Below are 16,489 nucleotides of genomic sequence, written 5' to 3' on the forward strand. Positions count from 1 at the left end.
CCGACGGATCAGTAGGACTTCTCCTGGCCCAGCACGTGCTGGGCGACGAAGTTGAGGATCATCTCCCGGCTGACCGGGGCGATCCGACCGGCCCGCACCGCGCCCAGCAGCGTCGCCACGCCGTACTCGGTGGTCATGCCGGCCCCGCCGAGGGCCTGCACGGCGGTGTCCACGGCCAGCGCGGCGGCCTCCCCGGCCGCGTACTTGGCCATGTTGCCGCAGACGCCGGCCTCCAGGTCGCGGCCCGCGTCGTACAGGGTGGCCGCATTGTGGATCATCAGTCGGGCGAGTTCCACCTGCACCGCCGCGTGCGCCAACGGATGCGCCACACCCTGGTGCGCGCCGATGCTCCGCCCACCCCAGACCCTACGGGTGGCGGTGTAGTCGGTGGCCCGCTCGATGGCGTACCGGCCGGTGCCGACGCCCATCGCGGCGACCGTGATCCGCTCCGGGTTCAGCCCGGCGAACAGCGCCGGCAGGCCGGCGTCCAGCGACCCGCCGACCAGCGCGTCGGCGGGCAGCCGGACGTCGTCCAGATAGAGCAGGAACTGGTTCTCCGGAGAGACGATCTCCATGTCCAGTTTGGACCGGGTCAACCCCGCCGCGTCGGTCGGCAGCAGGAACAGCGCGGGCTTGAGCTTCCCGCTCGCCGCGTCCTCGGTACGGGCCACCACCAGCACGTACTGCGCCTCGTCCACGCCGGAGATGTAGCACTTGCGGCCGGAGAGCAGCCAGTCGTCGCCGTCGCGGCGGGCCACCGTGCCGAGCCGGTGGAAGTTCGACCCGGCGTCCGGCTCGGTGATCGCGAAGACCACCTTCAGCGAGCCGTCGGCGAACCCGGGCAGGAACCGCTTGCGCTGCTCCTCGGTGCCGTGCCGGTTGATCACCGTGGCGGCGATGGCCGGCGACACCACCAGCAGCAGCAACGGACAGCCGGCGGCGGCCAGCTCCTCGCAGACGATGGCCAGCTCGGTGAGGCCGCCACCACCGCCGCCGTACTCGGTGGGGACGTTCACCCCCAGGTAGCCGAGCCGGCCGGCCTCGTCCCACAGCTCGGTCGTGTGCCCACCGGATTTCGCCTTCTCGACGAAGTAGGAGTGGCCGTACCGGCGGCCCAGCGCGCGGACGGCGTCGCGGAGCTGATCCTGTTCGGGGGTGAGGTCGAAGTTCATCGGGGGGCCTCCTCGGGGTTGACCACGGCCAGCACCGCACCCGTCTCGACCTGCCCACCGGCGGGCACCGGCAGGTCGGCGACCACACCGTCGGTCGGGGCGAGCACGGGATGTTCCAGCTTCATCGCCTCCAGGGTCAGCAGCAGGTCCCCGGCGGCGACCCGCTGACCGGCCCCGACGTGCACCCGGGTCACCGTGCCGGGCAGCGGCGCGAGCAGCGACCCGACCGCCAGCGCCGCGCGGGGCAGCGGGAACCGGGGCAGCTCGGTCAGCTCCGCCGCCCCGTCCGGGCCGTCCACGAAGACCGCCGACCCCGCCCGGTGTACGCGGAACACCCGCCGTACCCCGGCCACGTCGAGCAGCACCCGGTCCGGTGCCGCCGACACCAGCTCCACCAACGGCGGGGCGTCCGGTGTGTCGGCCGTCGGGCCGGCGACGGTCGGGTCGGTGGACCAGTCGGCGAGCGCGCCGGACCGGTCCAGCCGGTAGCGCACCTCGATCTCGTCCCCGGCCGCCGTGGCGTACCTGACGACCTGGGGGAGGGCCGGCACGTTGCGCCAACCCGAGGGGAGAGCGGCGAGCACCGGGGCGGCGGCCCGGCGTGCGGCGGCACCGGCGAGCGCGGCGGCCAGCGCGGCGACCGGGAGCCGGTCGGCCGGCAGCAGCGGCGCGAAGACCTCGGGGTGCGCGTCCAGGAACCCGGTGTCCACCTGCGCCGCGCCGAACTCCGCGCTGCGCAGCACCCGGACCAGCAGGTCCCGGTTGGTGGCCACCCCGTGCAGCTCGGCGCGGGCCAGCGCCCCGGCGAGCGACCGGGCCGCCTCCCCCCGGGTCGGCGCCCAGGCGACCAGCTTGGCGAGCATCGAGTCGTAGTGCACGCCCACCGTCGACCCGGTGCCCACCCCCGAGTCGAGCCGCAGGCCCCGGGTCGGGGTGAACTCGCCGGCCACCCCGGGCACCGCGAACCGGTGCAGCGTGCCGGTCGCCGGCCGGAACCCCTGCGTCGGGTCCTCCGCGCACAGCCGTACCTCGATGGCGTGGCCGTCGGCCGGCGGGGTCGCCGGCACCGGCAGCGCGCCACCCTCGGCGACCAGCAGTTGCAGCCGGACCAGGTCCAGCCCGGTGACCGCCTCGGTGACCGGGTGCTCCACCTGGAGCCGGGTGTTCATCTCCAGGAAGAAGAACTCGCCCGTCGGGGCGAGCAGGAACTCCACAGTCCCCGCCCCGACGTAGTCGACCGCCCGCCCGGCGGCGACCGCCGCCGCGTGCAGCCGCTCCCGCACCCCGTCGGGCAGCACCGCCGGGGCCTCCTCGACGATCTTCTGGTGCCGCCGCTGGATCGAGCAGTCCCGCTCGCCGAGCGCCACGACCGTACCGTGGGTGTCGCCGAAGATCTGCACCTCGACGTGCCTGCCGCGATCGACGTACCGCTCGACGAAGACCGTGCCGTCGCCGAACGCGGCGGCGGCCTCGCGGCGTGCCGAGTCGACGGCGGCCGGCAGGTCGGCCGGGTCGCGGACGATGCGCATCCCCCGGCCGCCACCCCCGGCGGACGCCTTGACCAGCACCGGGAAGTCGGTGACCGCGTCGCCGTCGGTCCAGGTGGGCAGCATCGGCACCCCCGCCCCGGCGAGCAGTTCCTTCGCGGCGATCTTGTCGCCCATCGCGGCGATCGCCCCGGCCGGCGGACCGACCCAGGTCAGGCCCGCGTCGGTCACCGCCGCCGCGAAGCCGGCGTGCTCGGCGAGGAACCCGTAACCCGGGTGTACGGCGTCCGCGCCGGTGCGCCGGGCCGCGTCCAGGATCGACCCGACCCGCAGGTACGTCTCGACGGGCGTGTTCCCCGGCAGCCGGACCGCCTCGTCGGCCTCGGCCACGTACGGCGCGTCGGCGTCCGCGTCGGAGTGCACGGCGACCGTGGCCACACCGAGCGCCCGACAGGTGGCGAAGACCCGCCTGGTGATCTCCCCCCGGTTGGCCACCAGCAGTTTCCGAATCACGAGCCCCTGCCTTTCGTCGGTGGCTACATCCGGAAGACGCCGAAGCCGTCGGCGCCCTTCACCGGTGCGTTGTGGATCGCCGACAGGCAGAGCCCGAGGACGGTACGGGTGTCCCGGGGGTCGATCACCCCGTCGTCGTAGAGCCGGCCGGACAGGAACAGCGCCCCCGACTGCGACTCGATCTGCTGCTCGACCATCATCCGCATCGCCGCGTCGGAGTCCTCGTCGTAGTCCCGGCCCCGGGCGGCGGCCGCCTGCCGGGCGACGATCGACAGCACCCCGGCCAACTGCGCCGTACCCATCACCGCCGACTTCGCGTTCGGCCAGGTGAACAGGAACCTCGGCTCGTACGCCCGACCGCACATGCCGTAGTTGCCGGCCCCGTACGAGGCACCCAGGTTGACCGTCAGGTGCGGCACCGTCGAGTTCGCCACCGCGTTGATCATCAGGGCGCCGTGCTTGATGATGCCGCGCTGCTCGTACTCGGTGCCGACCATGTAGCCGGTGGTGTTCTGCAGGAAGACCAGCGGGGTGTCGGCGGCGTTGGCGAGCTGGATGAACTGGGCCGCCTTCTGCGCCTCCGCGCTGAACAGCACCCCCCGGGCGTTCGCCAGCACCCCCACCGGGTAGCCGTGCAGCTCGCCCCAGCCGGTGACCAGCGCGGTGCCGTACGCCGGCTTGAACTCGTCGAACTCGCTGCCGTCGAGCACCCGGGCCAGCACCTCACGCGGGTCGAACGGCACCTTCAGGTCGGCGCTGACGATGCCGAGCAGCTCCTCCGGGTCGTACCGGGGCGGACGCGGGGCCGGGTCGCGCGGCGGTGGACCATGCTTGCGCCAGTTGAACCGGCGTACGCACCGCCGGGCCAGCCGGATGCCGTCCCGCTCGTCCTCGGCGAGCTGGTCGGCGAGGCCTGACGTGCCGGCGTGCATCGCCGCACCGCCCAGCGACTCGTCGTCGGTGACCTCGCCGGTGGCCATCTTCACCAGCGGCGGCCCGGCCAGGTAGACCTGCGACCGGTCCCGGATCATGATCACGTGGTCGGACATCCCCGGCACGTACGCGCCACCGGCGGTGGCGTTGCCGAAGACCACGCTGACCGTGGGAATGCCGGCGGCGGAGAGCCGGGTCAGGTCACGGAACACCCGGCCGCCCGGAATGAAGATCTCCGCCTGGGTGGGCAGGTCCGCCCCGGCGCTCTCCACCAGGTTCACCATCGGCAGCCGGTTCGCCAGGGCGATCTCGCCGGCCCGCCGGGTCTTCGCCAGCGACCACGGGTTCACCGCGCCGCCGCGTACCGTCGGATCGTTGGCGACCACCAGGCACTCGACGCCCTCGACCACCCCGATGCCGGTGACCACGCTCGCCCCGACCGGGAAGTCGGTGCCGTACGCGGCGACCGGCGACAACTCCAGGAACGGGCTGTCCCGGTCCAGCAGCAGCTCGATCCGCTCCCGGGGCAGCAGCCTGCCGCGCCCGTGGTGCCGGGCCACGTACTTCTCACCGCCGCCGGCCCGCGCCCGGTCGAGCGCGGCGTCCAGCTCGGCGAGACGTTCCCGAAGCGCTTCCCGGTTGGCCACGAAGGCCGGCGCGGCCGGGTCGACCGCACTCTCCAGCGTCGTCATAGGCCCAGGCCCTTCGCGATGATCTCGTTCATGATCTCGGTGGTGCCGCCGCCGATGCCGAGGATGCGGGCGTCCCGGTAGTGCCGCTCCACCTCGGCGTCGCGCAGGTAGCCGAAGCCGCCGTGCAGTTGCAGCGCCGCGTCGACCACCTGGTCGCAGGCGGCCACCGCGACGTTCTTCGCCATCGCCACCTCGGTCACCACCGGCTCGCCCGCCGCGACCCGGGCGGCCACCTGGTGCACGTACGCGCGGGCCGCCTCGGCGCGGGTGTGCATCTCGGCCAGCCGGTGCCGGACCAGTTGCCGGCTGGCCAGCGGGCGGCCGAACGTGGACCGGTCCCGGCACCAGCGGGTCGACAGCTCCACGCAGCGCTGCGCGGTCGCGTACGCCTGGGTGGCCAGGGAGAGCCGCTCGGTGGCGAAGTTCTGCATGACCGCCAGGAAGCCGGTGTCCTCCTCGCCGATCCGGTTGCCCACCGGCACCCGCACGTCGACGAAGGACAGCTCGGCCGTGTCCGAGCAGTGCCAGCCGAGCTTGTCCAGCTTCCGGCCGACGGTGAACCCGGGGGTGCCCTTGTCGATCACCAGCAGGTGCAGCGACCCGCTGCCGGGGAAGTCGCCGCACACCGCCGTGGTCACGAAGTCGGCGCGCACCCCGCTGGTGACGTACGTCTTCGACCCGTTGACCAGGTAGTGGTCCCCGTCGCGGCGGGCGGTGGTGCGGATCGCGGCGACGTCGGAGCCGCCGTCCGGTTCGGTGATCGCCAGCGCGCCGATCAGCTCGCCCGCCAGCGTCGGCCGGACGTACCTGGTGACCAGCGGGTCGTCGGCGGCCGACGGGCGGGCGGCGAGCCGGCCACCGAGCGTGCCGCCGGTCCGCCCACCGGCCGCCGCGACGATGTGCGGCAGCGCGATTCCGTGCGTGAACAGCGCCGCGACCAGCCCGGACGAGCCGCCGGAGCGGATGATCTCCTCGGTGACCACGATCGAGTCGAGCAGGTCGCCACCGCTGCCGCCGACCGACTCGGGGAAGCCGATGCCGAGCAGGCCGAGCTTCGCGGCGGTGACGTGCAGCGCGCGGGGGACCTCGCCGGCCCGCTCCCAGTCGGCCAGGTGCGGCAGCACCTCCCGGGTCACGAAGGCCCGGGTCAACTCCCGTAACTGTCGCCGCTCCGGGGTGTCCACGATGGTCACCGGTCCGCCTCCACGGCTGCGGGCGGTCCGGCGGCGAGGGCGGCGGGCAGGTCGACGATGCGGGAGCGGAGCAGCTCGCCGAGCGCCTTGGCCTGCGGGTCGAACCGGGTGGAGGCGGCCACCCCCGGCCCGAGCAGGCCCCGGATCACGAAGTTGACCGCCCGCAGGTTCGGCAGCTCGTACCGCTCGACTGTCGACGTGGCCGTCTCCGGCAGCAGTCCGGCCAGCCGGTCGACGGTCAGCCACCCGCGCAGCCACTCCCAGGTCGCGTCCGTGCGCGCCCAGACGCCGAGGTTGGCGTCGCCACCCTTGTCACCCGACCGCGCCCCGACCAGCTCACCCAGCGGCCCCCGCCGGGTCGGCCCGGCCGCCGTGGGAGCGGCCGCCGTGCCGGGCGTCGGCCCGGCCGTCACCGGTGCCACGGTCTCTGGCGGGGGGATCGGCAGCCGGGTGCCGTCCGGCAAGACGGCCACGTGCGGTACGTCGGCCTGCGGCACCGCGTCGGCGGTGAAGACCCCGTACGGGGTGGCGTCGCCGGGCAGGGTGGTCAGCGTGCACCCCGGATAGGAGGCGAGAGCCAGTTCCACCGCCGCCGCCGAGAACGCCCGCCCGGCCCGCACCCGGTCACCGTCGCGCAGGTGTACGTGCAGCAGCGCGCTCGCCGTCTCGGTGTCGACCGCGTCGACGTGGTCGGTACGGGCCAGCGTGAACTCCAGCCCGTCCGTGCCGACGGCCGCCTCGATCTGCCCCCGGACCAGGGCGGCCTTGGCCGGGACGTCCAACCCGCAGAGCACGAACGTCATCGCGTTGCGGAACCCGCCCAGGTTGTTGACGCCCACCTTGAGGGTGGCCGGCGGTGGGGTGCCCCGGACCCCGTCCACCCGGACCCGGTCCGGCCCGTCGGGGTGCAGCCGTACCGTGTCCAGCCGGGTCACCACGTCCGGGCCGAGGTAGTCGGGGCCGCCCACCTCGTACAACAGTTGGGCGGTGACCGTCTCGACGGTGACCGCGCCGCCGGTGCCGGGGTGCTTGGTGAGCACCGACGAGCCGTCCGGGTGGATCTCGGCGATCGGGAAGCCGGGCCGGTGCCCGCCGTCGGGCAGTTCGGTGAAGAAGCTGAAGTTGCCCCCGGTGACCTGCGCCCCGCACTCGATCAGGTGCCCGGCGACGGTCGCCCCGGCCAGCGCGTCCAGGTCGTCGCGTCCCCAGCCGAACCGGGCGATGGCCGGCCCGACCGCAAGCGAGGCGTCGGTGACCCGGCCGGTGACCACCACGTCCGCCCCGGCGTCGAGGCAGGCGGCGATGCCGAACGCACCGAGGTAGGCGTTGGCGGTGAGCGCGTCCGGCCGGGCCAGGGCGTCACCCTCGACGTGGGCGACCCGGACGGCGAGGCCGAGCCGGTCGGCGAGCGCGCCGATCGCGGCGGCCAGCCCGGCCGGGTTCAGCCCGCCCGCGTTGGTGACGATCCGTACCCCCCGGTCGAGGGCGGTGCCGAGACACCCTTCGAGCTGGCGCAGGAACGTCTTCGCGTAGCCCAGGGCGGGGTCGCGCAGCCGGTCCCGGCCGAGGATCAGCATGGTCAGCTCGGCCAGGTAGTCGCCGGTCAACACGTCCAGCTCGCCGCCGTCGAGCATCTCCCGCCAGGCGGTGGACCGGTCGCCGTAGAAGCCGGAGGCGTTGCCGACCCGCAGCACCCCGGTCACCGGGCGGCCGTCCCGGCTGTGCTCGCGCGGACCGTCCGGCCGGGGGCCGGCCGCGCACACGCCCCGGCGCGCGGGGCGGCGGCCGGGACGTCGAGTTGGTAGGACCCGTCGGTCGGGTCGGCGGGTGGTGCGGTCGGGTCGACCATGGTGCCTCCGGTCGGGTGGGCCGGTGAGTACGGGTCAGGTCGGGTCGGCGTCGTGGGGCGGGGCCGGTGCCGCTCCGGGGGCGAGCAGGGTGGCGAGCTGGTGTTTCCAGGTGCGCAGCAGCGCGGTGCGCCGGACCGAGTCGTCGTTGAGCAGGTTGGCCACGCCGAGCCCGCGCAGCAGGTCGAGGGTGGCCTGCACGGCCTCGCGGACGCCGGGGCGGCGCTCGTCCACGTCGAGCAGCGCCACGGTGAGCCGGTGCATCTCCCGGCCGACCCGCGCCTCCAGCGGCACCAGCGCGTCGCGCAGCTCCGGGTCGGTGCGGGCGGCCACCCACAGCTCCAGCGCGGCGACGAAGAGCGGCCCGGTGAAGGCGACGCCGAGCAGGTCGACCACCCGGTCGAGGCGTTGCGGCCCGACCGGCAGCGCCTCGGCCTCGACGCGTAGCTCCTCGGCGCGTCGCTCGGCGAGGTGGGCGACGGCAGCCGTGACCAGGGCCGCCTTGGTGGGGTAGTGGTGCAGTTGGGCGCCCCGGGAGACACCGGCGTGGGTGGCGACCACGGTCGTGGTGGTGCCCGACCAGCCGTACCGGACCAGGCAGTCGACAGTCGCCTCCAGCAGCCGGGCCCGGGTGGCGCGGCTGCGTTCCTGCTGGGGGACGCGGGCCGGCGGGGTGGACACGGGAACAGCGTGCCGCCACCGAAACAAACAGTCAAGCCTGACTTTTTTCGGCTTCGGGGTGACCCCTCCGGGTCCACCGGTCCGCCTTGCACCGGTGGCCCACCCGGTGCCGGTGACCGGTCAGCGGCCGTCGCGCGGGGCGAACGCGGTGAGCGCGTCGAGGTCGCTGTGCCGCGAGCGCAGGTACTCGTCCGCCCAGGCGGCGGCGTCCGGATAAGCCGACCCGGCGGCGACCCGGGCACAGGCCTCGTCGACGTCGAACCCCGTACGGCGTAGCTGCACCCCCCGGGCCGAGCAGCGCCCAGTACGCCCCCGGCCCGCCGTACGGCATGCCCACGCTGCCCGGATTGACCACCAGGCGGCGGTCGACCAGCCGGGTGAACGGCATGTGGGTGTGCCCGCAGACCACGGTGCGCACCTGCGCGGGCAGCCCGGCGAACACCTCGGCCCAGCGGGCCGGCCGGGAGTCGACCAGCACCACCTCCTCGTCGTCGCGGGGCGTGGCGTGGCAGAAGAGCACCGGGCCGAGGCCGGCGACCGGAAGGGTGAGCGTCAGCGGCAGCGCGGCCAGCAGGGCCACCTGGTCGGCCCGGAGCTGGTCGGCCGCCCAGTTCGAGACGTCGTGCTCCGACGGCCGGCCGGCGCGGGCCTGCACCAGCTCCCGGTCGGCGTTGCCGCGTACCCAGCGGACCCGGTCACCCAGCCCGGTCAGCAGGTCGAGCACCTCGACCGGCTGCGGGCCGGCCGCCACGTCACCGGTGACCACGACCAGGTCGGCGGCGGCCACCTCCGGCTCGGCGAGCACCGCCTCCAGCGCGGGCAGCGCGCCGTGGACGTCGGAGAGCACCGCCACCTGTTTCAGCACCGGTCCACCGTCGCGCACCACGGGCGGGCTGTCGAGCGATTCTGCCCCGGGCAGAGGCGGAACCGGGCCACGACGCCGACGAGCCAGGGCCGCCGGTGGGGGCGGCCCTGGCTCGGGGTGCGTACGCGGTGCCGGTCAGACCCGGGCGCGGCGGGCGAGACGCTCCGGGTCGAGGATGATGATGCTCTTGCCGTCCAGCCGCAGCCAGCCCCGCGAGGCGAAGTCGGCGAGCGCCTTGTTGACCGTCTCCCGGGAGGCGCCGACGAGCTGGGCGATCTCCTCCTGGGTCAGGTCGTGGGTCACCCGCAGCACGCCGCCGTCGCGGGTGCCGAACCGGCCGGCCATCTGGAGCAGGTTCTTGGCGACCCGACCCGGCACGTCGGTGAAGATCAGGTCGGCCAGCGAGTCGTTCGTCCGGCGCAGCCTGCGGGCGAGCACCCGCAGCAACTGCTCGGCGATCTCGGGCCGGTTGTTCAGCCAGGGCCGCAGCGCCTGCTTGCGCAGCCGGACCAGGCGGGTGTCGGTGACCGCGGTGGCGGTGGCCGTACGCGGGCCGGGGTCGAAGAGCGACAGCTCACCGACCATGTCCGACGGGCCCATCACCGCGATCAGGTTCTGCCGGCCGTCGGCTGCCCGACGCCCGACCTTGATCTTGCCTGACAGGAGGATGTAGAGACTGTCGCCGGGCTCGCCCTCGTTGAAGACGATCTCGCCCTTGCGGACGTCGATCGTCTCCATCTCCTTGGCGAGCGCCTCGGCAGCCTCCGGGTCGACACCCTGGAAGATCCCGCTGCGGGCCAGTACCTCGTCCATCGCGCACCTCCGGTTGCGCGTTGCCGTCCCTCGGCCGGGTCCGCCGTCCGCTGATCCCTCGCGCGCCGCCAAGTCTAGGCGCACGTGAGGACGAATCAGAGCTGCACCCCTGGAATCTTGATCGTTGGGCGTAACCTCACCGACCCGATCGGGCACTATGATCGTCCGCCCGAACCACCTGGTCACCGGGGTCGGCCACCGCCGGTCGTAGGGTGTCCGGGTGCTGAGCGACCCGGTGCTGACCCACCGCCCCGAGGACGGGTGGGACATTCCGGTGCTCGTGTGGCGGGCCCGTGTCCCGCTGCGGGCGGTCAGCTCCGGCCCGCTCGGTGGCGGCGTCGGCCCGCGCAACTGGGTGGTCAACGCGACCGTGCCGATGTCGTACCACCGGGACGACCCGGCGGCCCACCTGGCCGCGCTAGCCGCCCGGTTCGACCTCGACGGACCCGGGGTCGGCCTGCTCACCGGCGTCGACGTCGCCGAGGTGGTGACCCGGGCCGACACCGGGGTCCGCGCCTGGGCCACCGTCGGCCTCGGCACCCCCCTGTGGGCCGCCGCCGACCCCGCCCCCGCCCCGGCGCAGCGGGTGGGCACGGTCAACATCGTGGTGTACGTGCCGGCGGCGCTCGGCGACGCGGCACTGGTGAACGCGGTCGCCACCGCCACCGAGGCGAAGTGCCAGGCGATCGGGGAACTGGGCCTGCCGGGCACCGGCACGCCCACCGACGCGGTCACCGTGCTCTGCCCGGCGGGCGACCCGGCCGAGCCGTACGGCGGACCCCGGTCGATCTGGGGCGCGCCGCTCGCCCGCGCCGTCCACGCGGCCGTCCGGGACGGCGGCGCGGTGCCCTGCGTCCCGTGGTCGCAGCGGCGGACGGGCTGAACTTCCGTCCGATCGGCCCGTCGTCGGTCGATTGGCCACCCGGTAGCGTCGCGGGCGATGTACTCTGCCGCCTTCCTCCAGCCCCGTCCCCGCCGCCGCGTCGCGCTCGCCTGCGGCGCGCTGTTCGCCGTGCTCCTCGCCGGTTGCGGCCAGTCGTCCGACAGCCCGGACCCGGTCTGGCGACCGGGCGGCGGCGGTGGCGCCACCGGTTCCCCGGTGCCGACCACCGGGGGGACCGGCAAGACCGAGGCGATCACCCTGTCGGCGACCGGGGACATCGTCATGGGGATGGCCCCGTCCCGGCTGCCGGCGAACGGCGGCAAGGGCTTCTTCGACGAGGTCAAGGACGCGCTCAAGGCCGACCTGGTGATGGGCAACCTGGAGGAGCCGCTCACCACGGACACCGGCACCGGTAAGTGCGGCGCGAACGCCAGCAACTGCTACCAGTTCCGGGTGCCGCCGGAGTACGCCGGCCATCTGAAGGACGCCGGGTTCCAACTGCTCAACCAGGCCAACAACCACGGCTACGACTTCGGCCCGCAGGGCTACGAGAACACCCAGCAGGCGCTGGAGAAGCACGGCCTCAAACACACCGGCGCGCCCGACCAGATCACCGTGGTCGAGGTCGGCGGGGTGAAGGTCGCGGTGGCCGGCTTCTCGTCGTACCCGTGGTCCAACAGCCTGGTCGACATCGACGCCGCCAAGGGGGTCGTCGAGAAGGCCGCCACCATGGCCGACCTGGTCGTGGTGCAGGTGCACATGGGCGGCGAGGGGTCGGACAAGACCCGGGTCCGCCCCGGCACCGAGATGTTCCTCGGCGAGAACCGGGGCGACCCGGTGAAGTTCTCCCACGCCATGATCGACGCCGGGGCCGACCTGATCGTCGGGCACGGCCCGCACGTGCTGCGCGGGATGGAGTTCTACCAGGGCCGGCTGATCGCGTACAGCCTGGGCAACTTCGCCGGGGGTGCCCGGTCGCTCAACCCGACCGGCCGGCTCGGCTGGGGCGGGGTGCTGAAGGTTTCCCTCAAGCCCGACGGCAGCTTCGCCGGTGGCTCGTTCACCTCCACCCGGATGAGTTCGGTGGGCAAGCCGGGGATGGACCCCGCCGGGCAGGGGCTCGGCCTGGTCAAGCAGCTCAGCACCAACGACTTCCCGCGCACCGCCGCCCGGTTCGACGGCAAGGGGAAGATCAGCCCACCCGACGCCGGCTGACCGGAGGGCGTGCTCCGGCGGCCCGTCGGGGCGGCGACGTAGGCTGGCCGGCGTGACCATCAGCTCTCCCGGCCGGGTCGAGACGGAACTCGGCCGCACCCGGCGCGCCCGGCGGATCGGCCGGGCGCTGACCGAGGCGCACCCGGACGCCCACTGCGAACTCGACCACACCACCGCGTTGGAGCTGGCCGTCGCCACGATCCTCTCCGCGCAGTGCACCGACAAGAAGGTCAACGAGGTCACCCCGAAGCTGTTCGCCCGCTACCCGACGGCCGCCGACTACGCCGGGGCCGACCGGGGTGAGCTGGAGGAGATGATCCGGCCGACCGGCTTCTACCGCAACAAGACCGACTCGCTGATCAAGCTGGGGCAGGCCCTGACCGAGCGGTACGACGGCCGGGTCCCCGGCCGGCTGGCCGACCTGGTGACCCTGCCCGGGATCGGCCGCAAGACGGCCAACGTCATCCTCGGCAACGCCTTCGACGTCCCGGGGATCACCGTCGACACCCACTTCCAGCGGCTGGTGCAGCGGTGGGGGCTGACCATCCAGACCGATCCGGTCAAGATCGAACACGAGATCGGGGCGATGTTCCCGAAGCGGGAGTGGACCATGCTCTCCCACCGGATCATCTTCCACGGCCGGCGGGTCTGCCACGCCCGCAAGCCCGCCTGCGGGGCGTGCACCCTGACCCGGCTCTGCCCGTCGTACGGGCTCGGGCCGACCGAGCCGGCCGCCGCCGCCAAGCTGCTCAAGGGCCCCCGCGCCCGGGACCTCGCGGTCGCCGCCGGGGTCGACCCGGAGCTGGTGCCCGCGCAGGCCGCCGCCGCGGAGGCACCGTGAAACCCCGGCTCGCCGCACTGCTCGTCCCGGTGCTGCTGGCGCTCGCCGGCTGCACCGCCACCACCGGCGGGGAGGGCCCCGCCGCCGGCCCCACCCGCGCCGCCCGCCCGTCGCCGTTCGCCGACTGCGCCACCCTCACCACCACGCCGGGCTCCACCCCCGCACCGACCGGGTCCGCCACCGCCGACACCGGCAGCCCCCTGCCCGAACTCGTGCTCTCCTGCTTCACCGGCGGGGCCCCGGTGGCGCTGCGTGACATCCACGGCCCGGCCGTGATCAACGTGTGGGCCTCCTGGTGCCCGCCCTGCCGCAAGGAACTGCCGGCCTTCCAGCGGCTCAGCGTCCGCGCCGCCGGCCAGCTCCAGGTGATCGGGGTGAACAGCCGGGACAGCCGGGACGGCGCACAGGCCGTCGGCGAGGACTTCGGCATCCGCTTCCCGGTCCTGTTCGACCAGGGCGAGGCCCTGCAACGGGAACTGCGCCGCACGGCGGTGCCACTGACCCTGCTGGTGGACGCGCAGGGGCGGATCAGGCACACCGACACCTCCGGCGCGCTCGACGACGCCCGCCTCGCCGACCTCGTCCGCCGGCACCTCGGCCTGGTGGTGCCCGCGTGAGGCCGACCGTCGGTGCCGGGTCGACCCGATGAACCGCCGCCCGCCGTCCTGGTTCGATCCGCTGCTGGGCCGGCTCGGCACCGCCCGGGCCGAGGACTTCACCCGGCTGACCACCCCCGAGCAGGGCGGCCGGGAGAGCGCGGTGCTGGTGCTGCTCGGCGAGGAGCCCGGCGTCGGCCCCGACGTGCTGGTCCTCCAACGGGCCGCCACCCTGCGCAACCACGCCGGCCAGCCGGCCTTCCCCGGCGGCGCGGCCGACCCGGGGGACGCCGACGCGCGGGCCACCGCGCTGCGCGAGGCCAACGAGGAGGTCGACCTCGACCCGGCAAGCGTCACCGTCCTCGCCGAACTGCCGAGGCTGTGGATTCCGGTCAGCGAGTTCGTGGTCACCCCGGTCCTGGCCTGGTGGCACAGCCCGCACCCGGTGCACCCCCGGGAACCGGCCGAGGTGGCGCACGTCGCCCGGCTGCCCGTCGCCGAACTGGTCGACCCGGCCAACCGGATGCGGGTCCGCCACCCCGGCGGCTGGACCGGCCCGGCGTTCTCCGTCCGGGGGATGCTGGTCTGGGGCTTCACCGCCGGGGTGCTCGCCGCGCTGCTGGAGATGGCCGGCTGGGCCCGCCCGTGGCCCCGGTCGCGGGTGGTCGACCTGCCGCCGACCGACGCCACCCCGGCCCCCTCCGCCGGCACCGACCGGGCCGACGAGCTGGCCGGCCCGCTGACCTGACCATTACGTTCCGCAGCCGCGACGCCGCACCGGTGTCCGGTGCACGTACCCTTGACCGGTGTCGGCCGTGGATCTCGTTCTGCTCCTGCTCATGCTCGTGTTCGCGATCAGCGGATACCGTCAGGGCTTCGTCATCGGGGCGCTGTCGTTCTCCGGGTTCTTCCTGGGCGCGCTCATCGGCCTCCAGCTCGGGCCGATGCTGGCCCGCCAGTTCATCGACAGCGGGACGCGGGTGCTGGTCTCCCTGGTCGCCGTCTTCGGGCTCGCCGTCCTCGGTCAGGCGCTGGCCGGCTGGCTCGGCTCCCACCTGCGCCGCACGATCACCAACGACGTCGCCAAGCGGGCCGACGACATCGGCGGCGCGTTCGTCTCGATCCTCGCGGTGATGCTGGTGGCCTGGCTGGTCGCCGTGCCGCTGGGTTCCTCGTCGCTGCCCTGGCTGGCCGCCTCGGTCAAGAACAGCGCGTTGCTGACCGTGGTGGACCGGGTCCTGCCCGACCAGGCCCAGGAGCTGTCCACGGCGCTGCGCGACACCGTCGACACCAACGGGTTCCCCGACGTCTTCAACGGGCTGGGGCGTACCTCGGCCCGGCAGGTCGCCCCGCCGGACCCGGCGCTGGCCGGCTCGCAGGTGGTGGCGAACAGCCAGCGGGCGGTGGTGAAGGTGCTCGGGTCCGCGCCGAGCTGCTCGCGCCGCATCGAGGGTTCCGGCTTCGTCTACGCCGACGACCGGGTGATGACCAACGCGCACGTCGTCGCCGGCACCCGCTCGGTCGCCGTCGAGCTGCGCGGCGAACGGTACGACGGGGTGGTCGTCGTCTACGACCCGGACCGCGACCTCGCCGTGCTGCACGTGCCGGGGCTGCCCGGTCCGTCCCTGCGCTTCGCCGCCGGGCAGGCCGGCAGCGGCGCGGACGCGATCGTGCTGGGCTTCCCGCTCGACGGCCCGTACGACGCCCGCCCGGCCCGCATCCGCGACGTCGACCGGATCGAGGGCCCGGACATCTACAACGCCAGCAAGGTCAACCGGGAGATCTACACCATCCGGGCGCTGGTGCGCAGCGGGAACTCCGGCGGGCCGCTGGTCTCCTCCAACGGGCTGGTGCTCGGGGTGATCTTCGCGGCGGCGGCGGACGACCCGAACACCGGCTTCGCGGTGACCGCCGAGGAGGCCCGGCCGGTGGCGCTGGCCGGCGCGGAGCGTACCCGGGGAGTGGGCACCGGCGACTGCACCTGAGCCCCCGGACGCGGCCCGACCGGCCGGAGCCGGGGGTGGTCAGCCGCCGGCCGGCGCGGTGGCCGGGGCGTCACCGCCGGCCGGGATGAGGCCGGGCAGCTTGGCCCGACCCCAGGTCAGCGACCTGTCGAGCACCGCCCGCGCCATGATCGCCACACAGGTGCCACCGTTGACGAAGGACGCCACCACGTCGCTCGGATGGTGCATCCCCCGGTACATCCGGGTCACCGCCACCCCGACCGGGACCAGCACCAGCAGCGTCCACCAGGTCACCTTGCCGGCGGTGCTGCCCGCCCGCAGGGCCAGCAGCAGCGCGATGCCGACATAGAGGGCGACCGCCGCCGAGGTGTGCCCGGACGGGAAACTCGACGTCGGCGGGGAGACGTCCATGTGCTCCACCGCCGGCCGACGCCTGTCGATGGCCAGCGTGGTGAGCAGGAAGACCAGCGCCTGGGCGGACACCGCCGCGCACAGGAACAGCGGCTCCCGCCAGCGGTGCAGCACCAGCCGGAGCACCAGCGCCACCAGCACGGTGACCACCACGATCAGCTGGGTGCTGGCCAAGGTGCTGAACACCAGCGAGACGTCGTTCCACCCCCCGGTCCGGTCGGCCGCCAGCTCGCGGTTGACCGCGTCCTCCACGGTGAACGGCCAGACGTCGTCGAGGACCCGGGTCACCAGCAGCCCGAGCAGGACCATGAACGAGAGCAGCAGGGTCACCGGAAGGAGCACCCGCTTGGCGACCTGCGCAGCGATGGCGGACATGGCCGCCC

The 16,489-nt window shown here is 74.2% G+C and carries 16 protein-coding genes; 6 read left to right on the plus strand and 10 right to left on the minus strand.

The window, feature by feature from the left end; translation table 11 throughout:
* Positions 1-8: 8 nt before the first annotated feature.
* The 9 genes from B5D80_RS11585 to B5D80_RS11620 form a co-directional block, all read right to left on the minus strand.
* Positions 9-1,172 carry an acyl-CoA dehydrogenase family protein gene (locus B5D80_RS11585; RefSeq protein ID WP_088643840.1) on the minus strand — a complete coding sequence of 388 codons (1,164 nt, stop codon included), beginning with the start codon at positions 1,170-1,172 and terminating at the stop codon, positions 9-11.
* Entirely contained in the window at positions 1,169-3,172 is a 2,004-nt protein-coding gene (locus B5D80_RS11590; RefSeq protein WP_088643841.1) for an ATP-binding protein, read from the minus strand. The genes B5D80_RS11585 and B5D80_RS11590 overlap by 4 nt, the downstream gene beginning before the upstream one ends.
* A gap of 23 nt (positions 3,173-3,195) precedes the next feature.
* Positions 3,196-4,797 carry an acyl-CoA carboxylase subunit beta gene (locus B5D80_RS11595; RefSeq protein ID WP_088643842.1) on the minus strand — a complete coding sequence of 534 codons (1,602 nt, stop codon included), beginning with the start codon at positions 4,795-4,797 and terminating at the stop codon, positions 3,196-3,198.
* Positions 4,794-5,990 carry an acyl-CoA dehydrogenase family protein gene (locus B5D80_RS11600; protein WP_088643843.1) on the minus strand — a complete coding sequence of 399 codons (1,197 nt, stop codon included), beginning with the start codon at positions 5,988-5,990 and terminating at the stop codon, positions 4,794-4,796. The genes B5D80_RS11595 and B5D80_RS11600 overlap by 4 nt, the downstream gene beginning before the upstream one ends.
* Positions 5,987-7,693 carry an acyclic terpene utilization AtuA family protein gene (locus tag B5D80_RS11605; RefSeq protein WP_088643884.1) on the minus strand — a complete coding sequence of 569 codons (1,707 nt, stop codon included), beginning with the start codon at positions 7,691-7,693 and terminating at the stop codon, positions 5,987-5,989. Before B5D80_RS11605 ends, B5D80_RS11600 begins: the two co-directional genes overlap by 4 nt.
* A complete protein-coding gene (locus tag B5D80_RS33340; RefSeq protein WP_158224163.1) occupies positions 7,690-7,839 on the minus strand; it encodes a hypothetical protein in 150 nt (49 codons plus the stop codon). The genes B5D80_RS11605 and B5D80_RS33340 overlap by 4 nt, the downstream gene beginning before the upstream one ends.
* Before the next feature lie 34 nt (positions 7,840-7,873).
* Positions 7,874-8,518, minus strand: a complete 645-nt coding sequence (locus B5D80_RS11610) for a TetR/AcrR family transcriptional regulator (RefSeq protein WP_088643844.1) — start codon at positions 8,516-8,518, stop codon at positions 7,874-7,876.
* Between the two features lie 31 nt (positions 8,519-8,549).
* Entirely contained in the window at positions 8,550-9,383 is an 834-nt protein-coding gene (locus B5D80_RS11615; RefSeq protein WP_245854473.1) for a metallophosphoesterase family protein, read from the minus strand.
* Positions 9,384-9,518: 135 nt separating this feature from the next.
* On the minus strand, positions 9,519-10,196 hold the full coding sequence (locus tag B5D80_RS11620) for a Crp/Fnr family transcriptional regulator (protein WP_067306583.1): 678 nt from the start codon (positions 10,194-10,196) through the stop codon (positions 9,519-9,521).
* 220 nt (positions 10,197-10,416) lie between these two features.
* Here B5D80_RS11620 and B5D80_RS11625 point away from each other — a divergent pair, with 220 nt between their 5' ends.
* From B5D80_RS11625 to B5D80_RS11650, 6 genes are read left to right on the plus strand one after another with little or no spacing between them, the layout of a single operon-like run.
* Complete coding sequence (locus B5D80_RS11625) at positions 10,417-11,079, plus strand: adenosylcobinamide amidohydrolase (protein WP_088643845.1); 663 nt, start codon at positions 10,417-10,419, stop codon at positions 11,077-11,079.
* 57 nt (positions 11,080-11,136) lie between these two features.
* Positions 11,137-12,294, plus strand: a complete 1,158-nt coding sequence (locus tag B5D80_RS11630; protein ID WP_088643846.1) for a CapA family protein — start codon at positions 11,137-11,139, stop codon at positions 12,292-12,294.
* Positions 12,295-12,346: 52 nt separating this feature from the next.
* On the plus strand, positions 12,347-13,135 hold the full coding sequence (gene nth / locus B5D80_RS11635) for an endonuclease III (RefSeq protein WP_088643847.1): 789 nt from the start codon (positions 12,347-12,349) through the stop codon (positions 13,133-13,135).
* Positions 13,132-13,752, plus strand: coding sequence for a TlpA family protein disulfide reductase (locus tag B5D80_RS11640; protein ID WP_088643848.1), 621 nt, complete (start codon positions 13,132-13,134; stop codon positions 13,750-13,752). The genes nth and B5D80_RS11640 overlap by 4 nt, the downstream gene beginning before the upstream one ends.
* Positions 13,753-13,780: 28 nt before the next feature.
* Positions 13,781-14,479, plus strand: a complete 699-nt coding sequence (locus B5D80_RS11645) for an NUDIX hydrolase (RefSeq protein WP_088643849.1) — start codon at positions 13,781-13,783, stop codon at positions 14,477-14,479.
* A gap of 58 nt (positions 14,480-14,537) precedes the next feature.
* Positions 14,538-15,716, plus strand: a complete 1,179-nt coding sequence (locus B5D80_RS11650) for a MarP family serine protease (protein ID WP_088643850.1) — start codon at positions 14,538-14,540, stop codon at positions 15,714-15,716.
* A gap of 39 nt (positions 15,717-15,755) precedes the next feature.
* Here the strand turns inward: B5D80_RS11650 and B5D80_RS11655 are convergent, their stop codons facing one another.
* A complete protein-coding gene (locus B5D80_RS11655; protein ID WP_088643851.1) occupies positions 15,756-16,481 on the minus strand; it encodes a phosphatase PAP2 family protein in 726 nt (241 codons plus the stop codon).
* Between the last annotated feature and the right edge of the window lie 8 nt (positions 16,482-16,489).

Origin of the sequence: Micromonospora wenchangensis (genome assembly GCF_002210435.1) — a bacterium.
GTDB lineage: Bacteria > Actinomycetota > Actinomycetes > Mycobacteriales > Micromonosporaceae > Micromonospora > Micromonospora wenchangensis.

Excerpts from the sequence above, each read along its gene's own strand:
- B5D80_RS11620 (WP_067306583.1), bottom strand. The coding sequence starts at position 10,196 with ATGGACGAGGTACTGGCCCGCAGCGGGATCTTCCAGGGTGTCGACCCG.
- B5D80_RS11630 (WP_088643846.1), top strand. The coding sequence starts at position 11,137 with ATGTACTCTGCCGCCTTCCTCCAGCCCCGTCCCCGCCGCCGCGTCGCG.
- B5D80_RS11585 (WP_088643840.1), bottom strand. The coding sequence starts at position 1,172 with ATGAACTTCGACCTCACCCCCGAACAGGATCAGCTCCGCGACGCCGTC.
- B5D80_RS33340 (WP_158224163.1), bottom strand. The coding sequence starts at position 7,839 with ATGGTCGACCCGACCGCACCACCCGCCGACCCGACCGACGGGTCCTAC.
- B5D80_RS11595 (WP_088643842.1), bottom strand. The coding sequence starts at position 4,797 with ATGACGACGCTGGAGAGTGCGGTCGACCCGGCCGCGCCGGCCTTCGTG.
- B5D80_RS11655 (WP_088643851.1), bottom strand. The coding sequence starts at position 16,481 with ATGTCCGCCATCGCTGCGCAGGTCGCCAAGCGGGTGCTCCTTCCGGTG.
- B5D80_RS11645 (WP_088643849.1), top strand. The coding sequence starts at position 13,781 with ATGAACCGCCGCCCGCCGTCCTGGTTCGATCCGCTGCTGGGCCGGCTC.